The organism is Streptomyces sp. NPDC055254 (assembly GCF_053606025.1).
In genome coordinates this window covers 292,160-314,399 of the sequence record NZ_JBSGQV010000003.1, presented here as the reverse complement: position 1 = coordinate 314,399, position 22,240 = coordinate 292,160, and the positions used below count along the sequence as shown (strand labels likewise).

Annotated in this window: 17 protein-coding genes and 1 pseudogene; 7 read left to right on the top strand and 11 right to left on the bottom strand. The window is 73.1% G+C overall.

What is annotated here, in order from left to right:
- Positions 1-188 precede the first annotated feature (188 nt).
- Positions 189-1,422: pseudogene (locus tag ACWFQ8_RS05420) on the top strand (methyltransferase domain-containing protein).
- Between the two features lie 128 nt (positions 1,423-1,550).
- Positions 1,551-2,150: an isopentenyl-diphosphate Delta-isomerase gene (gene idi, locus ACWFQ8_RS05415; protein WP_453784852.1), complete on the top strand. Its 600-nt coding sequence runs from the start codon at positions 1,551-1,553 to the stop codon at positions 2,148-2,150.
- A gap of 29 nt (positions 2,151-2,179) precedes the next feature.
- Here the strand turns inward: idi and ACWFQ8_RS05410 are convergent, their stop codons facing one another.
- Both ACWFQ8_RS05410 and ACWFQ8_RS05405 read right to left on the bottom strand, forming a co-directional pair.
- Entirely contained in the window at positions 2,180-2,683 is a 504-nt protein-coding gene (locus ACWFQ8_RS05410; RefSeq protein ID WP_453784885.1) for an ATP-binding protein, read from the bottom strand.
- Positions 2,684-2,813: 130 nt separating this feature from the next.
- Entirely contained in the window at positions 2,814-2,945 is a 132-nt protein-coding gene (locus ACWFQ8_RS05405) for a hypothetical protein (RefSeq protein WP_453784851.1), read from the bottom strand.
- Here ACWFQ8_RS05405 and ACWFQ8_RS05400 point away from each other — a divergent pair.
- On the top strand, positions 2,944-3,726 hold the full coding sequence (locus ACWFQ8_RS05400) for an enoyl-CoA hydratase/isomerase family protein (RefSeq protein WP_453784850.1): 783 nt from the start codon (positions 2,944-2,946) through the stop codon (positions 3,724-3,726). The genes ACWFQ8_RS05405 and ACWFQ8_RS05400 overlap by 2 nt on opposite strands.
- A 226-nt stretch (positions 3,727-3,952) precedes the next feature.
- Positions 3,953-5,590, top strand: coding sequence for an ABC-F family ATP-binding cassette domain-containing protein (locus tag ACWFQ8_RS05395; RefSeq protein WP_453784849.1), 1,638 nt, complete (start codon positions 3,953-3,955; stop codon positions 5,588-5,590).
- Here the strand turns inward: ACWFQ8_RS05395 and ACWFQ8_RS05390 are convergent.
- The 5 genes from ACWFQ8_RS05390 to ACWFQ8_RS05370 all read right to left on the bottom strand — a co-directional run bounded on the left by ACWFQ8_RS05390 (position 5,577) and on the right by ACWFQ8_RS05370 (position 11,866).
- Positions 5,577-6,401 carry an SDR family NAD(P)-dependent oxidoreductase gene (locus ACWFQ8_RS05390; protein WP_453784848.1) on the bottom strand — a complete coding sequence of 275 codons (825 nt, stop codon included), beginning with the start codon at positions 6,399-6,401 and terminating at the stop codon, positions 5,577-5,579. The two genes, ACWFQ8_RS05395 and ACWFQ8_RS05390, sit on opposite strands and share 14 nt — an antisense overlap.
- 46 nt (positions 6,402-6,447) lie before the next feature.
- Positions 6,448-7,635: an MAB_1171c family putative transporter gene (locus ACWFQ8_RS05385; RefSeq protein WP_453784847.1), complete on the bottom strand. Its 1,188-nt coding sequence runs from the start codon at positions 7,633-7,635 to the stop codon at positions 6,448-6,450.
- Positions 7,625-8,122, bottom strand: a complete 498-nt coding sequence (locus ACWFQ8_RS05380; protein WP_453784846.1) for a hypothetical protein — start codon at positions 8,120-8,122, stop codon at positions 7,625-7,627. Before ACWFQ8_RS05380 ends, ACWFQ8_RS05385 begins: the two co-directional genes overlap by 11 nt.
- Positions 8,123-8,431: 309 nt before the next feature.
- Positions 8,432-10,909 carry a Tex family protein gene (locus ACWFQ8_RS05375; RefSeq protein ID WP_453784845.1) on the bottom strand — a complete coding sequence of 826 codons (2,478 nt, stop codon included), beginning with the start codon at positions 10,907-10,909 and terminating at the stop codon, positions 8,432-8,434.
- 93 nt (positions 10,910-11,002) lie between these two features.
- On the bottom strand, positions 11,003-11,866 hold the full coding sequence (locus ACWFQ8_RS05370) for an SCO6745 family protein (protein WP_453784844.1): 864 nt from the start codon (positions 11,864-11,866) through the stop codon (positions 11,003-11,005).
- 338 nt (positions 11,867-12,204) lie between these two features.
- Between ACWFQ8_RS05370 and ACWFQ8_RS05365 the strand changes: the two genes are divergently transcribed.
- On the top strand, positions 12,205-13,728 hold the full coding sequence (locus ACWFQ8_RS05365) for a M1 family metallopeptidase (protein ID WP_453784884.1): 1,524 nt from the start codon (positions 12,205-12,207) through the stop codon (positions 13,726-13,728).
- Positions 13,729-13,734: 6 nt separating this feature from the next.
- Here ACWFQ8_RS05365 and ACWFQ8_RS05360 read toward each other — a convergent pair whose 3' ends face one another.
- Entirely contained in the window at positions 13,735-14,661 is a 927-nt protein-coding gene (locus ACWFQ8_RS05360) for an oxygenase MpaB family protein (RefSeq protein ID WP_453784843.1), read from the bottom strand.
- Between the two features lie 255 nt (positions 14,662-14,916).
- On the opposite strand from ACWFQ8_RS05360, the gene sph reads away from it, so the two are divergent.
- Complete coding sequence (gene sph / locus ACWFQ8_RS05355) at positions 14,917-15,903, top strand: sphingomyelin phosphodiesterase (protein ID WP_453784842.1); 987 nt, start codon at positions 14,917-14,919, stop codon at positions 15,901-15,903.
- A gap of 69 nt (positions 15,904-15,972) precedes the next feature.
- Here the strand turns inward: sph and ACWFQ8_RS05350 are convergent, their stop codons facing one another.
- A complete protein-coding gene (locus tag ACWFQ8_RS05350; protein WP_453784841.1) occupies positions 15,973-17,814 on the bottom strand; it encodes an AMP-dependent synthetase/ligase in 1,842 nt (613 codons plus the stop codon).
- 85 nt (positions 17,815-17,899) lie between these two features.
- On the opposite strand from ACWFQ8_RS05350, the gene ACWFQ8_RS05345 reads away from it, so the two are divergent.
- Entirely contained in the window at positions 17,900-18,634 is a 735-nt protein-coding gene (locus ACWFQ8_RS05345) for a MerR family transcriptional regulator (protein ID WP_453784840.1), read from the top strand.
- Between the two features lie 104 nt (positions 18,635-18,738).
- Here ACWFQ8_RS05345 and ACWFQ8_RS05340 read toward each other — a convergent pair whose 3' ends face one another.
- On the bottom strand, positions 18,739-20,910 hold the full coding sequence (locus ACWFQ8_RS05340) for a 3-hydroxyacyl-CoA dehydrogenase NAD-binding domain-containing protein (protein ID WP_453784839.1): 2,172 nt from the start codon (positions 20,908-20,910) through the stop codon (positions 18,739-18,741).
- 104 nt (positions 20,911-21,014) lie between these two features.
- Entirely contained in the window at positions 21,015-22,229 is a 1,215-nt protein-coding gene (locus tag ACWFQ8_RS05335) for an acetyl-CoA C-acetyltransferase (protein WP_453784838.1), read from the bottom strand.
- Between the last annotated feature and the right edge of the window lie 11 nt (positions 22,230-22,240).

The following is a 22,240-nucleotide window of genomic DNA, read 5'->3' as shown; positions in this document are numbered from 1 at the left end:
CGGCCATGCGCTGCGAACTCCGGCACGTCCCCACTTCCTTCCGGGCTTCCGGCCGGGCCTGATCGCACACCGCTGATCGGCCCCGTCGGCCGGAGCCCCCTGCTCAAGGGTTCACGTTGACCGACACCACCCGCTCCACCGATCTCTCCGACGCCGACGACGGCTCCTTCTGGGAGGCGTTCCTCACCCTGCACCGGGGGCCTGCCCCGGCAGGCCCCCGGCTCCGACGCGTCCACCCGGCACCTGCTGTCCCTGTGCGGACCGCTGCCCGAGCGGCCGCGCGTCCTCGACCTGGGCTGCGGACCCGGCCGCAGCGCGCTGCTCCTCGCCGCCGAAGCGGGCGCCCGGGGAGCCGACGTCACCGCCGTCGACCTCTACGACGGTTTCCTCGACGAGCTGCGCGAGGCCGCCGCGGCCCGCGGGCTCACCGACCGCGTCCACCCCCTCCGGGCGGACATGGGCGCCCTCCCCTTCGAGGGCGGCTCCTTCGACCTCGTCTGGGCGGAGGGCTCCGCCTACGTCATCGGCTTCGACACCGCGCTCGCGCGGTGGAAGCGGCTGCTCGCCCCCGGCGGCACGCTCGTGCTGACCGAGTGCCAGTGGACCACCGGGGAGCCGTCCGCCGGCGCGCGCGCCTTCTGGGACGCCCACTACCCGCTGCGCACCACCGCCCGCAACCTCGCGGCCGCCCAGGCGGCCGGGTACCGGGTGCTCGGCGTGCACCACCTGCCCGACGCCGACTGGGCGGAGTACTACGGCCCGCTCGCCGAGCGGGTCAGGGACCACCCCGGCGACGGGACCGCGGCGACGGCGGCCGTGCTGGCCGCCACCCGCGAGGAGCTCGACGTACGGTCCCGGCACGGCCACGAGTACGGGTACACCGGGTACGTGCTGCGCCCGGTGACCGCCGGGGACGGCGCCGCCTGGCCGGCCCGGCCGGAGGCCCCGGCCGACGTGGCGGCCGTCCGCGCCGTCAACCTGGCGGCCTTCGAGACCCCGCTGGAGGCGGACCTCGTCGACGCGCTGCGGGTGGACGACGCCTGGCTGCCGGGGCTGTCGTACGTGGCCGAGGGGCCGGACGGCTCGGTGGCGGCGCACGCCCTGCTCAGCGCGTGCGCCGTCGACGGGGCGCGGGCGCTGGCCCTCGCGCCGGTAGCCGCCGACCCCGCAATCCAGCGCTCGGGCGCGGGCAGCTCGGTCGTCCGGGCGCTGCTCGCGGCCGCCCGTGACCGCGGCGAGCCGCTGGTCCTCGTGCTGGGGCACCCGGAGTACTACGCGCGCTTCGGTTTCGTACCGGCGTCGCACTTCGGGATCCGGGCGCCCTTCGAAGTCCCCGACGAGGCCATGATGGCGCTGGTGCTGGACGATTCCGTTCCGGTCCCGGCGGGCACCATCGCGTACCCGGCTCCCTTCGGCGTCTGACACCTGCTCCACGCATGTCCGCCCCCGTTTACCACGCGGCGGGGGCGGACATGCGTGGATCGCCGAAGTGGGGACAAGCCGCTTTTGTACGGCAGACTGAGGGCCGAAGTCCGAAGCGAAGGATGGGTATGCCGACCACACCAGCCACCGCCGCGAAGAGCGCGTCCAACGGCACCGGGACCCAAGAACCGATCATGCTCGAACTGGTCGACGAGTCCGGCAACACCATCGGCACGGCGGAGAAACTCTCGGCCCACCAGGCGCCGGGACAGCTGCACCGGGCGTTCTCCGTCTTCCTCTTCGACGAGCAGGGCCGGCTGCTCCTCCAGCGGCGGGCGCTCGGGAAGTACCACTCCCCCGGCGTCTGGTCGAACACGTGTTGCGGCCACCCGTACCCCGGGGAGTCACCGTTCGCCGCGGCGGCCCGGCGCACCCACGAGGAGCTGGGGCTGTCCCCCTCGCTGCTCGCGCAGGCCGGGACGGTCCGCTACAACCACCCCGACCCCGCGTCGGGTCTGGTGGAGCAGGAGTTCAACCACCTGTTCGTGGGACTCGCGCAGGCGGCGCTGCGGCCCGACCCGGAGGAAGTCGGCGACACCGCCTTCGTCACCGCCGCGGAGCTGGCGGAGCGGCACGCCGAAGCACCGTTCTCGGCCTGGTTCATGACCGTGCTCGACGCGGCGCGGCCCGCGATCCGCGAGCTGACCGGTGACGCCGCGGGCTGGTAGCCGCAGGACGCCCGTCCGGGCGGGGCCGCTCAGGTGGTGGGGCCGGGGGCGGGCACGCCCAGGGGCAGGGCCGCCCAGATGACTTTGCCGCCGGTCGAGGTGTGCTCGACGTCGCACACCCCGCCGGCCTCCAGCGTGACCTCCCGCACCAGAAGCAGGCCCCGTCCGCCGGTCTGGGCGAAATCGGCCTCCAGCGCCTTGGGCCGGTACGGGTGGTTGTCCTCGACGGCCACCCGTACCCACTCCCGACCGATGGCCACCTCGACCGCGACCTCCGGCGACAGCACGGCGGCGTGCCGGACGGAGTTCGTCACCAGTTCGGAGACGATCAGGAGCAGGGAGTACACCAGGTCCTGGTGGGCCGGCACCCCCTGGCGCCCGAGCAGGTCCCGGACCGCCCGGCGGGCCTGGGGAACGGATTCTTCTACGGCGGGAGCGGTGAACCGCCACACTCCCTCGTACGCCGCGAGGGGGTCGGCCGGGGCCTCCGGCGCATCCTCCCTGGCTGGCGGGACACTCCCGCTGACATCCATCTTCAGTCCCCCGTCTTCACGCTCGATCGTCTCCACGCGTCAAGAGTGGGGACGACGCCGGTCCGGGCCGGACCTCTGACCAGAAATCAGCGTCATTCGGACGCTTTCTGACCACGGGCGTATGACAGAGTCAGTTGTTCGACTGTTCCTGATCTTCCACCTGCCTCTTCTCGGCCGTGCCGAGGGCGGCGAGCCAGGAGCAGCCGCCCTCCGGGACTCCCTTGATCTCGGGTTCGCCGGCCCGGGATAGCATCCGCCGCATGGACGCAGCCAGGGAAACAGCTCGGGACGTGGCGCCGGAGGCGGCCCTGCGGCACTCGGTCGCGAGCGGAGTGGCCACCGTCGTCATCGCGCACCCCGCAAAGCGCAACGCCATGACGGCGGCGATGTGGCGGGCCCTGCCGGACCTGCTGGCGGGCCTGGCGGCCGACCCCGCGGTACGGGTCCTCGTCCTGACCGGGGCCGGTACCACCTTCTGCGCCGGGGCCGACATCTCCTCGCTGACCGGCGACGAGGACCCGCAGGCCCTGGCCGTGGCCGCCGAGGACGCGCTGGCCGCCTTCCCGAAGCCCACGCTGGCGGCGATCCGCGGATTCTGCGTGGGCGGCGGCAGCCAGTTGGCGGCCGCCTGCGACCTGCGCTTCGCGGAGGAGGGCTCCTCCTTCGGGGTGACCCCGGCGCGGCTCGGCATCGTCTACCCGGCCTCCTCCACCCGACGGCTGGCCGCGCTGGTGGGGCCCGCCTGGGCCAAGTACCTGCTCTTCTCGGCGGAGTTGATCGACGCGGACCAGGCGCTGCGGGCCGGGTTCCTGAACGAGCTGGTAGCGGCCGGGCAGCTCGACAAGCGGATCGCCGAGTTCACCGGGGTCCTCGCCGCGCGCTCGCAGCTCACTCAGGCGGCCGCCAAGGAGTTCGCGGACGGCCGCACGGACCGGGACGCCCACTGGGCGGACCAGGCGGCCGGGAGCGGCGACACCATGGAGGGTGTCGCCGCGTTCCTGGAGCGCCGCGCCCCGTCGTTCACGTGGACGCCGCGGGACTGACCGGGCGAACCGCCGCCGGCGCGGCGGGTCCGTGCCCCGGAGCCGCGGCGAGCACCTCCACCGGCCCCGTCGCGTCCGGGCTGCGCACACCCGCCGCGCAGGACGGGCACGTTCCGCGACGGGACGCACTCATGCCGTGATGCCGGGCCCCGTGTCCGCGATGAGGCGCTTCCCACCTGTCCCGCCATCCGGAACACGGTCGGCGCGCGGATAGGATCGACATATCATGACTGCCACTCTCGTCGCCAAGAAGCTCACCGCCGCGCACGGCGAGCGCACCCTCTTCGCCGATCTCGACCTCGTCGTCGCGCCCGGTGACGTCATCGGTCTCGTCGGCGTCAACGGCGCCGGGAAGTCCACCCTGCTGCGGCTGCTCGCCGGCCTGGACACCCCCGAGACCGGCGAGCTGAGGCTCTCCCCGCCCACCGCCGCCGTCGGCCACCTCCCCCAGGAACCGGAGCGGCGCGCGGGCGAGTCCGTACGGGACTTCCTGGCCCGGCGCACCGGCGTGGCCGCCGCGCAGGCGGAGCTGGACACCGCGACGCAGGGCCTGGTCGACGGGGTGCCCGGCTCGGACGACGCGTACGCGACCGCGCTGGACCGGTGGCTGGACCTCGGCGGCGCAGACCTCGACGAGCGCGCGGAGGAGGTGGCCGCCGACCTCGGCCTCTCCATCGGGCTCGACCTGCCGATGACGGCCCTGTCCGGCGGCCAGGCCGCCCGCGCCGGCCTGGCCTCGCTCCTGCTCTCCCGCTACGACGTCTTCCTGCTCGACGAGCCCACCAACGACCTGGACCTGGACGGCCTGGAGCGCCTGGAGCGGTTCGTGACGGGGCTGCGCGCGGGCACGGTCGTGATCAGCCACGACCGCGAGTTCCTCGCCCGGACGGTCACCAAGGTCCTCGAACTCGACCTGGCCCAGCAGCAGATCAACCTCTACGGCGGCGGCTACGACGCCTACCTGGAGGAGCGCGAGCGCTCGCGCAACCACGCCCGCGAGGAGTTCGAGGAGTACGCGGACAAGAAGACCGCCCTGGAGGGCCGGGCTCAGATGCAGCGCAACTGGATGGACAAGGGCGTGCGCAACGCCCGGCGGAAGGCGAGCGACAACGACAAGATCGGCAAGAACCTGCGCGGCGAGTCCAGCGAGAAGCAGGCGGCCAAGGCGCGTCAGACGCAGCGGGCGATCGAGCGCCTGGACGTCGTCGACGAGCCCCGCAAGGAGTGGGAGCTGCGGATGGAGATCGCGACGGCCCCGCGCTCGGGCTCGGTGGTCGCCACCCTGCGCGAGGCGGCCGTCCGGCGCGGGGACTTCGCCTTCGGCCCGGCCAGCCTGCAGATCGACTGGGCCGACCGGGTGGCGATCACCGGCGCGAACGGCGCCGGCAAGTCCACCCTCCTCGCGGTCCTGCTGGGCCGGGTGGCTCCCGACTCCGGCTCGGCCGTCCTCGGCTCCGGCGTGCTGATCGGCGAGGTGGACCAGGCCCGGGGCCTGTTCCTCGGCGACGAACCGCTGCTGGAGGCCTTCTGCGCGGCGGTCCCGGACACCGAGCCGGCCGAAGTCCGCACGCTGCTCGCCAAGTTCGGCCTCAAGGCGGCCCACGTACTGCGCCCGGCCGCCACCCTCTCCCCCGGCGAGCGCACCCGGGCGGCCCTGGCGCTGCTCCAGGGCCGGGGGGTGAACCTGCTGGTGCTGGACGAGCCCACCAACCACCTCGACCTGCCGGCGATCGAGCAGTTGGAGTCCGCCCTGGAGGCGTACGAGGGCACCCTGCTGCTGGTCACCCACGACCGCCGCATGCTGGAAGCCGTCCAGGTCACCCGGCGCCTGCGGGTCGAGGACGGCAAGGTCACCGAGCTGTAGCGGCGCCGCCGGGCCGGGGACCCGGCCCCGGGCCTCGGTCGAGGTCCGCCGGGGGGCGGCGCCTGCGGGCCATCCTGCGCGCCACGAAGGTGCGGGGCAGATGGCGGGCGGCCAGGGCATAGGCCCGGTAGCGCAGGCCCGTGACACTGACCGGGCGGCGCAGGGCGAGGTCGCGCAGGGCCCGCTCGACCACGTCGTCCGGCTCCAGCCACACCGCGTCGCGCAGCGCGCTGACGTCCATCCCCGCGCGCTCCTGGAACTCGGTGCGGGTGAAACCGGGGACCACCGCCAGCACCCGGACCCCGTACGGCGCCATGTCCACCCGCAGCGACTCGCTGAACGCGGTGACCCAGGCCTTGGCGGCGCCGTACGTCCCGGTCGGCAGCAGACCGGCCACGGAGGAGACGTTGAGGACGGCGCCCCGCCGGCGCTCGCGCAGCCCCGGCAGGACGGCGTGGGTGAGCCGGAGCGGTACCTTCACCAGCAGGTCGAGCATCCGCTCCTCGTCCTCGACGGGGTTGTACGGGAAGGGCGCGGGCAGCCCGAAGCCGGCGTTGTTGACCAGGACGTCGACGGGCCGGTCCCGGTCGGCGAGGCGCCCGGCGACGGCGGCGAGGTCGGCGGCGTCCAGCAGGTCGGCGGGCAGCACCTCGGCGCGCACGCCGAACTCCCGGCCGAGCCGCTCGGCCACGGCGGCCAGCCGGTCCTTGGCGCGGGCGACGAGGACCAGGTCGCAGCCCTTGGCGGCGAAGCCCCGGGCGAAGGCCTCGCCCAGTCCGGCACTGGCCCCGGTGATCAGTACGGTGGTCAAGAGGGGTCACTTCCTCGTGCGACTGGCGGTGCGTGCTGCTGACGGTTCACGAGCGGGCTGCGGCCGGGGCCGCATCGGCGCCCGGCGCGGCGTACGCCCGGGCGACCTCCACGAGGAAGCGGGCCTCGTCCTCCAGGTCCCCGCCCTCCTGCGAGGTCTGGATGGCGGCGGGCAGTTCCAGCGTTTTGGCCCCCGGGTTCCCGGGCCGCCCGGCGAGCTTCGCCCGGCGTGCCTCTTTGAGTACGCGGGCCAGGGCGGCGGCGGTGCGGTGCTCCTCGGGCATCCCGGTGCCCGCCAGCCGGGTGCGGGCGAGCGCCAGATCGCCCGGGGCCACGTACTCGCCCAGGATCAGGATCGCGTCGCGCGTCTCGATGACCTTGCGGTACACGAGCAGGTTGCGCGGGACCGGTGGCCACAGCAGCTCCACCACCCGGCCGGCGCGCGGCTTGTTGAGCGCCACGTGCGGGACGGCCTGCACCAGGTCGCGCCAGAGCGGCCACAGGCGCCAGGCGGTGGTGATGTCGGCGGCGGTGCGGCGGTAGGAGCACAGGGTCGGCACCAGGATCGCGGCGGCGCGCAGCAGGCCGTGCAGGTTCATCAGCAGCGGCAGCGCGGGCATCGCCCAGGTGCTGCCGAAGAGGGCCTTGAGCAGGTAGACGAGCCAGAACAGGCCGGCCAGAGCGGTGCCGAGGCCGAACAGGCGCAGTCCGGTGGCCAGCCCCGGGCTGTCGCTGCGCCTGCTGTAGCGCCAGCACACGTACACGCAGACGGTGTTGGCGATGACGTGGGCGGAGATCAGCACGAGCCAGTACGCGAGGGAGGGGACCGGGGCGCCGACCGGTGGCATGGTGTGCGTGCCGTGCTCGGGGGCGGCCGCGTCGAGGGCGAGGAGCGCGGCCAGCCATCCCGCCGTGGCGCTCCAGGAGGCGAGCTGGAGCCGGCGGCCGCCGGCGGCGGCGGCCACGAAGTAGAGCACGGCGCCCGCCGACAGCACGCCGATGAGGTTGCGGACGAGGCCGACGGCATGGGAGTGGCCGGGGTCGCGCATGGCGTAGGTGACGACGGCGGGGAGGTTCAGCGTCATCGCCGCGGCGGCCGTGGCCACGGCGAGCCACAGCCCGCGCTGCTGCGGGGAACGCAGGGCTCCGGGGGCGCGGAGCAGGACGGCGATCCACAGGCACACGACGCTCGGCACGGCGAGCCAGTTGCCGAGGGCGGCCAGGTCAGCTGCCATGGCCGACCCGCTCGTAGCCCATGGCGGACTCCAGCCGTGCCAGGGTGCCGCCGGGCGGGGCGGCCGACTGGGGGGCGCTGTTCGCCGTGCGGATGCGGATCATGCTGGCGAGCATTTCCGCCTCCTGCTCCTGGCGGGTGGTGTAGTTGGTGCGCCCGAGCACCACCGGGGCGCCGTCGGTCTCCTCCCCCTCCAGCGCGTGGTGGCCGAAGAGGATGTGGCCGAGCTCGTGGAGCACGATGTGCTCGCGGTGCAGCGGGGTCGTCTGCGCCTCGTAGAAGACGTAGTCCACGCTGGCGGTCCCCACCCACAGCCCGCAGACTCCGGACTCCGCCGCTTCCTTGGGGAGCGGGTGCAGGCGGATGGGGCGGCCGCGCTGCTGCGCTATTCGGTTGCAGAGCGCTTCCAGGGAGAAGGGATGAGACAGATCCAGATGGCCGAGAATCTTCTCGCACCTCTTGCGCAGGCTGAGTTGCGGGTGGGGCATGTGATCCCTCTTCGGACCCTTTCGCGGGCAGCGTCGGTAGGCGTGGGGGGGCATGGGCATGGCGTCCTGTGCCTTCAAGGCGGCCTCGGGGAATGCGGTCCTGAGGGGAAACGCGGAAGCCCGTCCGCCGGGTGACGAACGGGCGTTCCACCATGCCTACAGATCTTGTACGGGAGTTGGCAAGGTATGTCCCCATGTGGGGTACCTATTCGGCCATCCCGTTCGAAGGAACTCGCACACGAGGTGGCTGCAAGGCTCCCTCCCGGGCGGTGACCGACACGCCTCGCCGCCCGCCGCCCCAAGCCGTCCCTACCGCTTGCGGCGCTCCTCCTTGCCGGTCAGGCCCGCGCGCCGCAGGGCGTCCGCCATCGCGCTGTTGGCCGGGGCCGGCGCGCCGCCGCCGGCCGGCCGCTGGCCGCTGCCGCCGCGCTGGCCCTGGGCCTGGGCCTGGGCCTGGCCCTGGCCCTGGGCCTGGCCCTGGGACCGTCGGCCGCCCGGGCCGCCCGCCTGGCCCTGGCCGCCCTGCGCCGGGGCGCCCTCGCGGCCGCCGCCGCCCCCGCCGGCGCGCTGCTGCGGCGGACGGCCACCGGCGCCGCGCCGCTCCTGGCGGTCCTCCCGCTGCCGGGGAGCGCCGCCGGAGCGCTCCGCCCCGACCTCGTCCTCCAGCCGCAGGGTCAGTGAGATCCGCTTGCGCGGGATGTCCACGTCCATGACCTTGACGCGGACGATGTCGCCCGGCTTGACGACGTCGCGCGGGTCCTTGACGAAGGTCTTCGACAGCGCCGAGACGTGGGCCAACCCGTCCTGGTGGACGCCGATGTCGATGAAGGCGCCGAAGGCGGCCACGTTGGTGACCACGCCCTCCAGGACCATCCCCGGGGCGAGGTCGCCGATCTTCTCCACGCCCTCCTTGAAGGTCGCGGTCTTGAAGGCGGGACGCGGGTCGCGGCCCGGCTTCTCCAGCTCGCGCAGGATGTCCGTGACGGTGGGAAGCCCGAAGGACTCGGTGACGAACTGCTCGGGCCGCAGCGAGCGCAGCACCCCGGTGTTGCCGATCAGGGCCGCCACCTCGCCGCCGGCCGTCTTGCCCATGGCCCGGACCAGCGGGTAGGCCTCGGGGTGCACGGCCGAGGAGTCCAGCGGGTCGTCCCCGCCGCGGATGCGCAGGAAGCCCGCGCACTGCTCGTACGCCTTCGGACCCAGCCGGGCCACGTCCTTGAGCCCCTTGCGGCTGCGGAAGGGGCCGTTGGCGTCGCGGTGGGCCACGATGTTCTCGGCGAGCCCGCCGCTGATGCCCGACACCCGCGAGAGCAGCGGTGCGGAGGCGGTGTTGACGTCCACGCCGACGCCGTTCACGCAGTCCTCGACCACGGCGTCGAGCGAGCGCGAGAGCTTCACCTCGGACAGGTCGTGCTGGTACTGGCCGACGCCGATCGACTTGGGGTCGATCTTGACCAGCTCGGCGAGGGGGTCCTGGAGGCGGCGTGCGATGGAGACGGCTCCGCGCAAGGACACGTCCATGCCGGGGAGTTCCTGCGAGGCGAAGGCGGAGGCCGAGTACACGGAGGCGCCGGCCTCGGAGACCATCACCTTGGTGAGGTTCAGCTCGGGGTGGCGGGTGATGAGGTCGGCGGCGAGCCGGTCGGTCTCGCGGGAGGCCGTGCCGTTGCCGATGGCGACCAGCTCGACCGCGTGCTCCCGGGCGAGGCGGGCCAGCTTCGCGAGGGACTCGTCCCACTTGTTGGCGGGCACGTGCGGGTGGATCACGTCCGTGGCCACGACCTTGCCGGTGGCGTCCACGACCGCGACCTTGACGCCGGTGCGGAAGCCCGGGTCCAGGCCGAGGGTGGCCCGGGTGCCGGCGGGCGCCGCGAGCAGCAGGTCGCGCAGGTTCGAGGCGAAGACCCGTACGGCCTCGTCCTCCGCCGCCTGGCGCAGCCGGGTGCGCAGGTCGATGCCGAGGTGCACCTGGATCTTCGTGCGCCAGGCCCAGCGGACCGTGTCGGCCAGCCACTTGTCCCCGGGGCGGCCGCGTTCCGAGGGGGCTGCGATGCCGAAACGGCGGGCGATCGTGCCCTCGTACGTGGACGGGCCGGGGGTCGCCGCGTCGTCGCGGTCCTCCGGCTCCAGGGTGAGGTCGAGGACCTCTTCCTTCTCGCCGCGCAGCATGGCGAGGACGCGGTGCGAGGGCAGGTCGGTGAACGGCTCCGCGAAGTCGAAGTAGTCGGCGAACTTGGCGCCCGCCTCCTCCTTGCCCTCGCGGACCTTCGCGGCGAGCCGGCCCCGGCTCCACATGCGTTCGCGCAGCTCGCCGATCAGGTCGGCGTCCTCGGCGAACCGCTCGGTGAGAACGGCCCGGGCCCCCTCCAGGGCGGCCGGTTCGACCGACGGGTCGGCGAGCAGCGCCTCGGCCAGCGCCCCCAGGCCGGCCTCGCGGGCGATCTGCGCCTTGGTGCGCCGCTTGGGCTTGAAGGGGAGGTAGATGTCCTCCAGCCGGGCCTTGGTGTCGGCCCCGTTGATCCGCGCCTCCAGCTCGGCGTCGAGCTTGCCCTGCTCCCGTACGGAGTCCAGGATCGCCGCGCGCCGGTCCTCCAGCTCCCGCAGGTAGCGCAGCCGCTCCTCCAGGGTGCGCAGCTGGGCGTCGTCGAGCATCTCGGTCGCTTCCTTGCGGTAGCGCGCGATGAACGGCACGGTGGAGCCGCCGTCGAGGAGTTCCACGGCGGCCTTGACCTGCCGCTCCCGTACGCCGAGCTCCTCGGCGATCCTGCCTTCGATGGACGTCGTCACGATCGGGTCCCGCCTGCCTTCGTTTGCACTGGAAGGCTGCCAAGTGTGGCAGGTGGCGGTGGCGGACGCGGGGAGCCCTGCCCGGAACGGGCCTCAGGCCCTGCCGCGCAGGTCGGCCGGGAAGGCTCCCGCGGTCACGGCCTTCACCACGACGGCGCCGCCGAGCTCGGCGAGGCGGGCCACTCCCGCCGCGCCGAGGTGCTCGTAGGGGGCGGCGTCGAGGCGGTCGGTCTCGGCCTCCAGCCGCTCGCGCAGGGCGGCGCCCTCCTCGGTCAGCGCGCCGTCGGCGTCGAGCACGCCGCGCCCGCGCAGCCGCTGGGCCGCGGCCTCCAGGTCGGACTGCTGCCAGCCCCGGGTGGCCCTGGTCCACTTCGGGGACATGCCCTTGCCGGTCGCGGTGTGGCTGACGAGGGCCTCGACCGGGTCCAGGCCGGCGGCGAGGAGGGCGGCGAGGTGGCCGTCGCCGCGGTGTTCGCGCAGCAGCGTGGTGGCGTGCCACAGGCGCAGGTGCGCAACCTCGGGGACGGGGAGGTCGGCGTGGGCCGAGTACAGCGGGCGGGCGTGCCGGGTACAGCCCTCGGCCGCGCGTAGGGCCAGGTCGGCGGCTTCGGCGAGCTCGGGCGACTCGATGGTCTCGGCGCCGAGCAGGCGGCGCAGGGTGGCGTCGGCGGCCCGCAGCCGGGCGGCGAGGACCTGCGCGGGGGTGGCGACGTCCCAGACGGCGGGCAGGTACGCGGCGATGTGCCGGTGCGCGTAGTTGTAGAAGGTGGCGGTGACCGTGCCGGCCGTGACCGCGCCCAGGGCGGCGGAGCGGCTCGCGAGATTGACCGCGACCGGATCGGTGATCCCGAGGGCGGCGAACTCCTTCGCGGTGTCCGGGGAGAAGTAGACCGTGGAGTGCAGGGGGTTGATCGCACCGTGCCAGCAGTGCCGGGCGGCGAGGCGGGGAAGCGTCATGCCGGCAGGATACCGACTACTCGGTATGTCGGACAGCGGCGTCCCCGCCGAGCACGGCACCCCCGGCGTACGGCGGCATCAGGACGACTTTCGCGCCGTGCGCGTGGCGCCGGGGGCGACCCGGGCGCGGCGGGGACGGGGTGCGTACGGGGCCGGAGCTGGCCGGATGCGCAGGTGGGAGGGGTGTGACGAGGCGTCCCGGCGGGTGATTCTCTTGCGTCCGGATGGCGATCGTGTGACAGGCGGGGCCATGGACATGACGTGGGACGCCAAGGGTGAATACGGTCGAACGACGAGACCGTGAACCGATGTGTCTCCCCTACCACTTGGAGCCCTTCGTGCACCGCAAAGTCATCGCCCCGAGCGTGCTCGCCGCCTCCCTGCTGCTGGTGATCCCGGCGTCGGCGGCGAGTTACGGCCCGGGAGCCCCGGGTATCGGCGATCCCTACTACCCGGCCAGCGGCAACGGCGGATACGACGTTTCGCACTACGACCTGCGCCTGCGGTACCAGCCGAAGACGGACCTGCTCGAAGGCACCGCCACCCTCCTCGCCACCGCCAAGCAGGACCTGTCCCGGTTCAACCTGGACTTCGGCCTCCAGGTCAGCGAGGTCCGGGTGAACGGCGTCAAGGCGACGTTCACTGCCTCCGGCACGCAGGAGCTGGAGGTCACCCCGGCCAAGCCGCTGGCGCGCAACACCCCGCTCACCGTGGTCGTCAAGTACGCCGGGAAGCCCTCCGAGCTGAAGGTGGACGGCTGGACGGCCTGGCACCGCACGCCCGACGGCGGTGTGGCGGCGCAGGAGCCCGACTCGGCGATCTGGTGGTTCCCGAGCAACGACCATCCGCTCGACAAGGCCACCTTCGACGTGTCCGTGAACGTGCCCGACGGCACCCAGGCCATCAGCAACGGCGTGCTCCAGTCGCAGACCTCCCGGCTCGGCTGGACCCGGTACAACTGGCGGTCGAACAAGCCGCAGGCCACCTACCTGGCCACCCTCGCCGTCGGCAAGTTCGACATCACCACCGACAAGACGGCGAGCGGGCTGCCCATCCTCAACGCCTACAGCAAGGACCTCGGCGACAACGCGGGCGCGGCGCGCGCGAGCGTGGAGCGGACCGGTGAGGTCGCGGAGTGGCTGGAGGGCCTCTTCGGGCCGTACCCCTTCAACGCGCTGGGCGGCTACGTGCCGAACGTGAGCGCCGGCTTCGCGCTGGAGACCCAGACGCGCCCGTTCTACGGGCCCCGGCAGTTCCAGAACGGCGCCAACGTGTCGGTGGTCGTGCACGAGCTGGCCCACCAGTGGTACGGCGACAGCGTGTCCATCGAGAGCTGGAAGGACATCTGGATCAACGAGGGCTTCGCCCGCTACAGCCAGTGGCTGTGGTCGGAGAAGGAGGGTGAGGGAACGGCGCAGGAGCTGGCCGACTGGGCGTACTCCGTCCGCCCGGCCGAGGACCCGTTCTGGCAGGTCAAGCCGGGCGACCCCGGTCCGGAGAACCAGTTCCACGGGGCCGTCTACGACCGCGGCGCGATCGCCGTGCAGGCGCTGCGCAACGAGGTCGGCGACGAGAAGTTCTTCCAGATCCTCAAGGGCTGGCCGACCGAGCGGGCCCACGGCAACGCCGAGGTCGGCGACTTCGTCCGCTACGCGGAGAAGGTCTCCCACAAGCCCCTGGCCCAACTGTTCGAGACCTGGCTGTACACCCCGGGCAAGCCGGAGGCCTCGGCGCTGAACCCGGCGGCCGCAGACCGGGCGGCGAAGCAGCAGCCCTCGGCCCGCTCGCTCCCGGCCGCGCCGGCGGTCGAGCCGAAGTCGTGGAAGAAGATCGCGGAGACGAACGCGATCCACGACCACTGAGTGCCGTCAGCGGGCGGCGGCGCGCCATCGGGCTCGCGCCGCCCGCGCCATCGGCAGGTACCGCAGCCGCTCGGGCAGCAGCGGTACGGCGATCCGCACCGCCGCGCTGAACCGCCGGAGCCGGCGCTCCTGGGCGGGGCTCCACTCCAGACCGATCGCGGCGCGCGCCTCGGGCGGCATGTACCCGACGCTGACGAAGGCCCGCAGCCGCAGGAACGCCGCCCTCAGCGCCGGCCAGGCCAGCCGCACCAGCAGCCGTACGGCCACCGGACCGCCCTCGGGGCGGGGCAGCGGCACGTCGGTGGCGACCAGCTCGCGGGCGACCTTCGTGGGCCCGATCTCCTCGGCCAGCATCCGGCCCCAGTACGTCCAGTACTCCTCGATGCTCTGCGGCATGTCCCGGTCGTGGAGGCCTAGGATCCGGCCCACCTGGAGCCACTCCCGGTAGAGCTGCCGCTCCTGGGCGGGGGTGAAGCGGCGCAGCAGGTACCGCCCGGCGTACAGGTAGACCGGGAAGCCGGTCGCGTGCACCCACGCGTAGCAGGCGGGGTCGAGGGAGTGGTAGCGCCGGCCCCGGGTGTCGGTCCCGTGGATGTCCTTGTGCAGGCGGCGTACGCGGCGGCCCTCCTCGGCGGCGTGCTCGCCGCCGTAGACCCACAGCTGTACGGAGCGCAGCGAGCGCTCGCCGCGTCCCCACGGGTCGGTGCGGAAGACGGAGTACTCGTCGACACCGGCGGCGATCGCGGGGTGCGCGACCTGCATGGTGAAGGCGGCGGGCAGCATCAGGAGCGCCCGGACGTCGCCGGCGATGGTCCACAGCACCCCGCCGGGCGGGGGCGGTTGCGGATCGGACCGGCGATCGCCCGCCGCGCGGGTCCGCGCCGGCGCCGGCCGCCCCCCGGGGTCCTGCACCGGGTGGTCCGTCGTGCTCATGAATGCGCTCCCGGGGTGTCGACCTCGCCGTCCTTCCAGTATGACGGCGCTCGCGGGCCTCGCGCCGGGGCGGTCCCGCCCCCTCCCCGCGCGCCGCGTCGCAGGACTGATCAGCTCCGTTTCCGCCGCCGCACCCGCCCCGCCGCCTTCCGGCCAGAAAGTCTTGTCACGGGTGTTACCCAGAGGTAACCGCGGCTGCTTGGATGACGGAGCCGATCTTCCCCCGCTCTTCCCCGCAGGAACGATGGAGACCTCATGCTGCTCACCACGCACCGCCGTCCCCGGGCCGCCGCCGCGGTCGTCGCGGCGATAGCCGCCGGCGCGCTGGCCGCCACCACCGCTCCCACCGCCACGGCGGCGGAGTCCGCCGCGCCCCGGCTCAGCGTCCTGTCGTACAACGTGTTCCTGATGAGCAAGAACCTCTACCCGAACTGGGGCCAGGACCACCGCGCGGCGCAGATCGCCCGGGCGCCGTACTACCAGGGACACGACGTCGTCGTGCTCCAGGAGGCCTTCGACAACGGCACCTCCGACACGCTCAAGGCCGACTCGGCCTCGCAGTACCCCTACCAGACCCCGGTCGTCGGCCGGGGCAGGAGCGGCTGGGACGCCACGGGCGGCGCGTACTCCTCCACCACCCCGGAGGACGGCGGCGTGACGATCCTGAGCAAGTGGCCGATCGTCCGCAAGGAGCAGGTCGTCTTCAAGGACGCCTGCGGCGCCGACTGGTGGTCCAACAAGGGCTTCGCGTACGCGGTGCTGAACGTGAACGGCGCCAGGGTGCACGTGGTCGGCACCCACGCCCAGTCCACCGACCCCGGCTGCGGCCCGGGCGAGGCCGCGCAGATGCGCGCCCGCCAGTTCCGGACCATCGACGGCTTCCTGGACGGCAAGAACATCCCGGCGAACGAGCAGGTCATCGTGGCCGGTGACCTGAACGTCGACTCGCGCACCCCCGAGTACGCCTCGATGCTCGCGGACGCCGACCTGGCCGGCTCCGACACCCGCACGGGCCACCCGTACTCCTTCGACACCGCGCTGAACTCGATCGCGAACTACCGCTACCCGACGGACCCGCGCGAGGACCTGGACTACGTCCTCCACCGCAAGGGCCACGCCCGCCCGGCGGGCTGGGAGAACCACGTGGTCAAGGAGGCCTCCGCACCCTGGACCGTCTCCAGCTGGGGCACTTCCTACACCTACACCAACCTCTCCGACCACTACCCGGTCATCGGACGCTGACCGCCCGCCGGAGGTGGCGTCCGGCCCGGTCCGGCGGCGGGTGCGCCCGCCGGACCGGGGCGTGCGGGATCAGGGGGCTTCGTACGGTTCCTCGTACAGCCCGTCGATCATCGACCCGTACTTCTCGCGGACCACGCGGCGCCGCAGTTTGAGCGACGGGGTGAGCTCCCCGCTTCGGGGGCCCCACTCCTCGGTCAGCAGCCGGTACCGCTTGATCTGCTCGGTGCGGTTCAGCCGGGCGTTCGCCGCCTCGACCGCGCGGGCCACCTCGGCGCGCACGGCGGGATCCTCGGCGAGCTCGGCCGGGGAGCCGGCCCCGATGCCCCGGGCGGCGGCCCACACGGGGGCCAGCTCGGGGTCGAGGACCAGCAGCGCCACGAGGTAGGACCGGCCGTCGCCGTGCACCAGCGCCTGGCCGATCAGCGGGTGCTCCTTGACCGTGTTCTCCACCAGCGTCGGGGAGACGTTCTTGCCGTTCGACGTGATGATCAGTTCCTTCTTGCGGTCGGTCAGCCAGAGGAACCCGTCCTCGTCGAGCCGGCCGACGTCCCCGGTGGGGAACCAGCCCTGCGCGTCGGCGGCGCTCTCCACCGACCCGTCGTCCCGAAGATAGCCGCCGAAGACGGTGGCGCCCCGGGTGAGGATCTCCCCGTCGGGCGCGAGGCAGATCTCCAGCCCCTCGATCGGGCGGCCCACCGAGCCGAGCCGGAAGGCGCCGGGGCTGTTGACCGTGCACACGCCCGCGGTCTCGGTGAGCCCCCAGGCGTCCATGACGGTGATGCCCCAGCCGGCCCAGAAGCGGACCACGTCGATCGGCATCGGAGCGGTGGCACTGGCCGTCCACACCAGCCGGTCCAGGCCGGCGAGGCCCAGCAGCGGGTCGAGCACCTGCTCCTTCGCGCGGGCGTACGAGGCTTCGAGCTCCGCCGGGACCTGCTCGCCGCGCTCCCGGTGGCCCGTCAGGGCGCGGGCCAGGTCGTTGGCCGCCTCGATGGCCTCGCGCTGCTCCCGCGGCAGCCGCGCCAGGACCGCCTTGACCCCGGCGGCGAGCTTCTCCCACACCCGGGGCACGCCGAAGAACTGCACCGGGTGCAGCTCGCGGACCACCCCGGCGACGGCGGTGGGGTCCGCGCACAGCCGGACGTGTGCGGCGCGCAGCATGGGCAGGTAGATGCCCAGGACCCGCTCCGCGATGTGCGCGAAGGGGAGGTAGCAGATGTGCTCGGCGTGCTCGGGCAGTTCGACGTGCCGGTCGAGACGGACCGCCTGGAGCATCAGGTTGCGGTGGGTCAGCCGCACGCCCTTGGGGTCGCCGGTGGTGCCCGAGGTGTAGACGACGGTCAGCGGGTCCTCGGGGCGGATCTCGCGCCAGGCCTTCTCGAAGGAGTCCGCGCTGTGCTGCCGGGCGCCGCCGGCGTACAGGGATTCGTACGTGGGGTGCGTCCCGGCCTCGGCCGCCTCGGCCACCACCAGCCGCTCCAGCGGTACGCCCGGGTCGGCCAGCAGCGGTTCCCACCGGGCGAGTTCGCGGGCGCCCTCGACCACGGCGGTGCGGGCCCGGCTGTGGCGGGCGATGTGGGATATCTGCTCCGGCGCGGAGGTCCCGTACACGGTGACGGGGACGGCGCCGAGGTGGACGAGGGCGAGGTCGCTGAGCCAGTGCTCCGGGCGGTTGGACATCATCAGCAGCACGTGTTCGCCGCGCTCGACGCCGAGGGAGGCGTAGCCGGCGGCGAGGACGGCGACCTGGCGGCGGACCTCGCTCCAGCTGAGGGTCCTCCACCGGCCGGCCTCGGGGCCGGTGCGCCACGAGAGGGCGGGCAGCTCCCCGTACTCGGCGGCGTTGCGGGCCAGCAGGGCGGGCAGGGTGAGGTCTTCGGGTCGTCCGGGCAGTCGCAGGTTCGTGGGCATGGGCAGCTCCTGGCCGTTTCACATCGTTGGTGCGACAGCAATACTGTTGAACCCGAGCTGTGGAGCAGAGAGCGAGGCGCAGACGATGGCCGACCAGGCACCCGAGCCGATGCTCACCGTCGACGAGCTGGCGACCCGGGCGGGCGTCACCGTCCGCACCGTACGGTTCTACAGCACGCGCGGGATTTTGCCCCCTCCCGTGATCGGACCGCGTCGGGTGGGGCACTACGGCCCGGAGCACCTGTCCCGGCTGGCCCTCATCGAGGAGTTGCAGCACCAGGGCATGACCCTGTCGGCCATCGAGCGCTACCTGGACGCGCTGCCCGACGACCTGAGCGCGCACGACCTGGCGATCCACCGTGCGATGGTGGCCAGTTGGGCGCCGGACGCGGCGCAGGAGGTGGCGCGGGCGGAGCTGGAGAAGCGGGCGGGCCGGTCCCTGACCGACACCGATGTCCGGCGGCTGACGGCGATGAACGTGGTCGCGCCCGCGGGAGAGATGTTCCGGGTGGACGTGGGTCTGCTGCGCCTGGGGGTGGCGCTGCTCGACGTGCCGATCGCGCACGAGACGATCCTGGCGGCCCGGAAGGTGCTGGTGGAGCACACCAGGTCGGCGGCGCACGAGCTGACCGCGCTGTTCCGGGACGAGGTGTGGGGGCCGTTCACCGAGGGCGAGAGCGATCCGGAGCGGGTGGAGTCGATGAAGGCGCTGTCCGCGCACATGCAGCCGATGGTGGTGCAGGCGCTGGTGACGGCCTTCCAGCGGTCGCTGCGCGAGGAACTGCGGGCGGCCTTCGTCTCCGGGGAGGACGGGGCGTAGCCGGCAGGTGCGGCAGCGCGACCGGCCGCGGCCCGCCCGGCGGGCCGTGGGAAAGGTCCGCCGGCCCGCGGGGCGGGACCGACGGACCTTTCCCGTACGCGGGACTAGTCGGTGAAGGTCTCGCCGCGCTCGGCCTTGGCCACGAGCGAGGCGGGCGGGATGAAGCGCTCGCCGTACGTCTGCGCGAGCTCGCGGGCGCGGGCCACGAAGCCCGGCAGGCCGCCCTCGTAGCCGTTGATGTACTGGATCACACCGCCGGTCCAGGCCGGGAAGCCGATGCCCATGATGGAGCCGATGTTCGCGTCGGCGATCGAGGTGAGGACGCCCTCGTCGAGGCAGCGGACGGTGTCGAGCGCCTCGGAGAAGAGCATCCGCTCCTTCATGTCCTCGAAGGGGATCTCGTGTCCCGGCTTGGCGAAGTGCTCGCGCAGGCCCGGCCAGATGCGGGTGCGCTGCCCGCTCTCGTCGTACTCGTAGAAGCCCGCCCCGCCGCTGCGCCCGGGGCGGTCGAACTCGTCCACCATCCGGTCGATGACGGTGTCGGCGGGGTGCTCGGTCCACTCCCGGCCCTCGGCCTCGAAGGCCTTGCGGGTCTCGTTGCGGATCTTGCGCGGGAGGGTGAGGGTCAGCTCGTCCATCAGGGAGAGCACCTTGGCCGGGTAGCCGGCCTGGGCGGCGGCCTGTTCCACGGAGGCGGGCTCGGCGCCCTCGCCGACCATGGCCACGCCCTCGTTGATGAACTGGCCGATGACGCGCGAGGTGAAGAACCCGCGCGAGTCGTTGACCACGATCGGGGTCTTGTTGATCTGGCGGACGAGGTCGAAGGCGCGGGCGATGGCCTCGTCGCCGGTCCCGGCGCCCTTGATGATCTCGACCAGCGGCATCTTGTCGACCGGCGAGAAGAAGTGCAGGCCGATGAAGTCGGCGGGCCGCTTCACCCCTTCCGCGAGACCGGAGATCGGCAGGGTCGAGGTGTTGGAGCACAGGAGCGCGTCGGGGGCGATGACGTCCTGGATCTCCTGGAACACCTTGTGCTTGAGGGCGGTGTCCTCGAAGACGGCCTCGATGACGGCGTCGCAGCCCGCGAGGTCCGCCGGGTCGGCGGTCGGCGTGATCCGGGCGAGCAGCTCGGCGCGCTGGGCCTCGGTCGTACGGCCGCGGGAGACGGCCTTGTCCAGCAGCTTCTGCGAGTACGCCTTGCCCTTGGCCGCGGCCTCGGCGGTGACGTCCTTCAGCACCACCTCGATGCCCGCGCGGGCGCAGGAGTACGCGATGCCCGCGCCCATCATGCCCGCGCCCAGCACGGCGACCTTGCGGACCGGGCGCGCGGCGATGCCCCGGGGGCGGCTGCGGCCCGCGTTGACGGCCTGGAGGTCGAAGAAGAACGCCTGGATCATGTTCTTGGCGGTCTGGCCGGTGACCAGCTCGGTGAAGTAGCGGGCCTCGATGGTCAGCGCGGTCTCGAAGTCCACCTGCGAGCCCTCGACGGCGCAGGCCAGGATGTTGCGGGGCGCCGGGTAGGGGGCTCCGTTCAGCTGCTTCTTCAAGTTGGCCGGGAAGGCGGGGAGGTTGGCGGCGAACCGCGGATGGGACGGCGTACCGCCCGGGATCTTGTAGCCGGGTACGTCCCAGGGCTGCTGGGACTCGGGGTGGGCGTCGATGAAGGCGCGCGCCTTGGCGAGCATCTCCTCCGGGGTGGCGGCCACTTCGTCGACCAGGCCGTTCTCCTGGGCGCGCCGGGGGTCGTACTGGGTGCCCTGGAGGAGGACCTTGAGCAGCGCGTCGGCGATGCCCATGAGGCGCACGGTGCGGGTGACGCCGCCGGCGGCGGGGAGCAGGCCGAGGGTGACCTCGGGCAGGCCGATCTTGGAGCCGGGCGCGTCGAGGGCGACGCGGTGGTGGCAGGCGAGGGCGATCTCGTAACCCCCGCCCAGCGCGGCGCCGTTGATGGCGGCGACGACGGGCTTGCCCAGGGTCTCGATGCGGCGCAGGGAGCGCTTGATGGCGGTGCCGGTGTCGAAGGCGAGCTGCGCGTGCTCGGGGCGCAGCCGGATCATGTCCTTGAGGTCGCCGCCCGCGAAGAAGGTCTTCTTGGCGGAGGTGAAGACGATGCCCCGGATGGAGTCCTTCTCGGCTTCGGCGCGGTCCGCGACGGCTTCGATGGAGTCCTTGAAGGCCTGGTTCATCGTGTTGGCCGACTGGTCGGGGTCGTCGAGGACGAGGGTGACGACGCCGGTCTCGTCCTGTTCCCAGCGGATGGTGCGGGTCTCGGTCATGGGATGGGTCTCTCCGTGGAAGTCTGGTTCGGCAGGGCTGGGCGGGGGCCGGGTGTCCCGGCTCGGGCGCTACAGGAGGGTCTGGCCTTCGCTGCGCCGCACGGCTACAGGCGCTCGACGACGGTGGCGACGCCCATGCCGCCGCCCACGCACAGGGTGACGAGCCCGTAGCGCTTGTCCTGGCGTTCCAGCTCGTCCACGACGGTGCCGAGGATCATCGCGCCGGTGGCCCCGAGCGGGTGGCCCAGAGCGATGGCGCCGCCGTTGACGTTGACCTTGTCCAGCGAGACGCCCATGTCCTTGACGAAGCGCAGCACGACGCCGGCGAAGGCCTCGTTGATCTCGATGAGGTCGATGTCGTCGATGGTCAGGCCGGCCTTGGCGAGGGCCTTGCGGGTGGCCGGGGCGGGACCGGTGAGCATGATGGTCGGCTCGGAGCCGGAGACGGCGGCCGAGACGATCCGGGCGCGCGGGGTGAGGCCGTTGCGCTCCCCCGCCTCGCGGGAGCCGATGGCGACCAGCGAGGCGCCGTCCACGATGCCGGAGGAGTTGCCCGCGTGGTGGACGTGGTCGATCTTCTCCACCCAGTGGTACTTCTGCAGCGCGACGGCGTCGAAACCGCCGAGGTCGCCGATGTCGGCGAAGGACGGCTTGAGCTTGGCGAGGGTGTCGGCCGTGGTCCCCGGGCGGATGAACTCGTCGTGGTCCAGGACGACCAGGCCGTTGCGGTCGGTGACCGGGACGACCGACTTCGCGAAGCGGCCCTCCTTCACGGCCGCGGCGGCGCGTTCCTGGGAGAGCGCCGCGTACTCGTCCACGTCTCGCCGGGAGAACCCCTCGATGGTGGCGATCAGGTCGGCGCCGATGCCCTGCGGGACGAAACCGGTGTCCCAGTTGGTCATCGGGTCGGCGAACCAGGCGCCGCCGTCGGAGGCCATCGGGACGCGGGACATCGACTCCACTCCGCCCGCGAGGACGAGGTCCTCCCAGCCGGAGCGGACCTTGGCGGCCGCCATGTTGACGGCTTCCAGGCCCGAGGCACAGAAGCGGTTCTCCTGCACGCCGGCCACGGTGTCCGGGAGCCCGGCGGCGATGGCCGCGATCCGCGCGATGTCGGAGCCCTGGTCGCCCACGGGGCCGACGACGCCGAGCACGATGTCGTCGATGGTCGCCGGGTCCAGACCCGGGTTGCGCTCGCGCAGGGCGTGGATGAGGCCGACGACCAGGTCGATCGGCTTGGTGCCGTGCAGGGCGCCGTTGGCCTTGCCACGGCCGCGCGGGGTGCGGATCGCGTCGTATACGTAAGCTTCGGTGCTCACTGGTCAAGCCT

What these genes read in the sequence shown, in the direction of transcription:
- ACWFQ8_RS05360 (WP_453784843.1), bottom strand. Translation starts at nt 14,661, where the DNA reads ATGAGCACGACGGACCACCCGGTGCAGGACCCCGGGGGGCGGCCGGCG.
- ACWFQ8_RS05385 (WP_453784847.1), bottom strand. Translation starts at nt 7,635, where the DNA reads ATGGCAGCTGACCTGGCCGCCCTCGGCAACTGGCTCGCCGTGCCGAGC.
- ACWFQ8_RS05370 (WP_453784844.1), bottom strand. Translation starts at nt 11,866, where the DNA reads ATGACGCTTCCCCGCCTCGCCGCCCGGCACTGCTGGCACGGTGCGATC.
- ACWFQ8_RS05380 (WP_453784846.1), bottom strand. Translation starts at nt 8,122, where the DNA reads ATGCCCCACCCGCAACTCAGCCTGCGCAAGAGGTGCGAGAAGATTCTC.
- ACWFQ8_RS05400 (WP_453784850.1), top strand. Translation starts at nt 2,944, where the DNA reads ATGGACGCAGCCAGGGAAACAGCTCGGGACGTGGCGCCGGAGGCGGCC.
- ACWFQ8_RS05410 (WP_453784885.1), bottom strand. Translation starts at nt 2,683, where the DNA reads ATGGATGTCAGCGGGAGTGTCCCGCCAGCCAGGGAGGATGCGCCGGAG.
- sph (WP_453784842.1), top strand. Translation starts at nt 14,917, where the DNA reads ATGCTGCTCACCACGCACCGCCGTCCCCGGGCCGCCGCCGCGGTCGTC.
- ACWFQ8_RS05405 (WP_453784851.1), bottom strand. Translation starts at nt 2,945, where the DNA reads ATGCGGCGGATGCTATCCCGGGCCGGCGAACCCGAGATCAAGGGAGTC.
- ACWFQ8_RS05340 (WP_453784839.1), bottom strand. Translation starts at nt 20,910, where the DNA reads ATGACCGAGACCCGCACCATCCGCTGGGAACAGGACGAGACCGGCGTC.
- ACWFQ8_RS05345 (WP_453784840.1), top strand. Translation starts at nt 17,900, where the DNA reads ATGGCCGACCAGGCACCCGAGCCGATGCTCACCGTCGACGAGCTGGCG.
- ACWFQ8_RS05395 (WP_453784849.1), top strand. Translation starts at nt 3,953, where the DNA reads ATGACTGCCACTCTCGTCGCCAAGAAGCTCACCGCCGCGCACGGCGAG.
- ACWFQ8_RS05350 (WP_453784841.1), bottom strand. Translation starts at nt 17,814, where the DNA reads ATGCCCACGAACCTGCGACTGCCCGGACGACCCGAAGACCTCACCCTG.
- idi (WP_453784852.1), top strand. Translation starts at nt 1,551, where the DNA reads ATGCCGACCACACCAGCCACCGCCGCGAAGAGCGCGTCCAACGGCACC.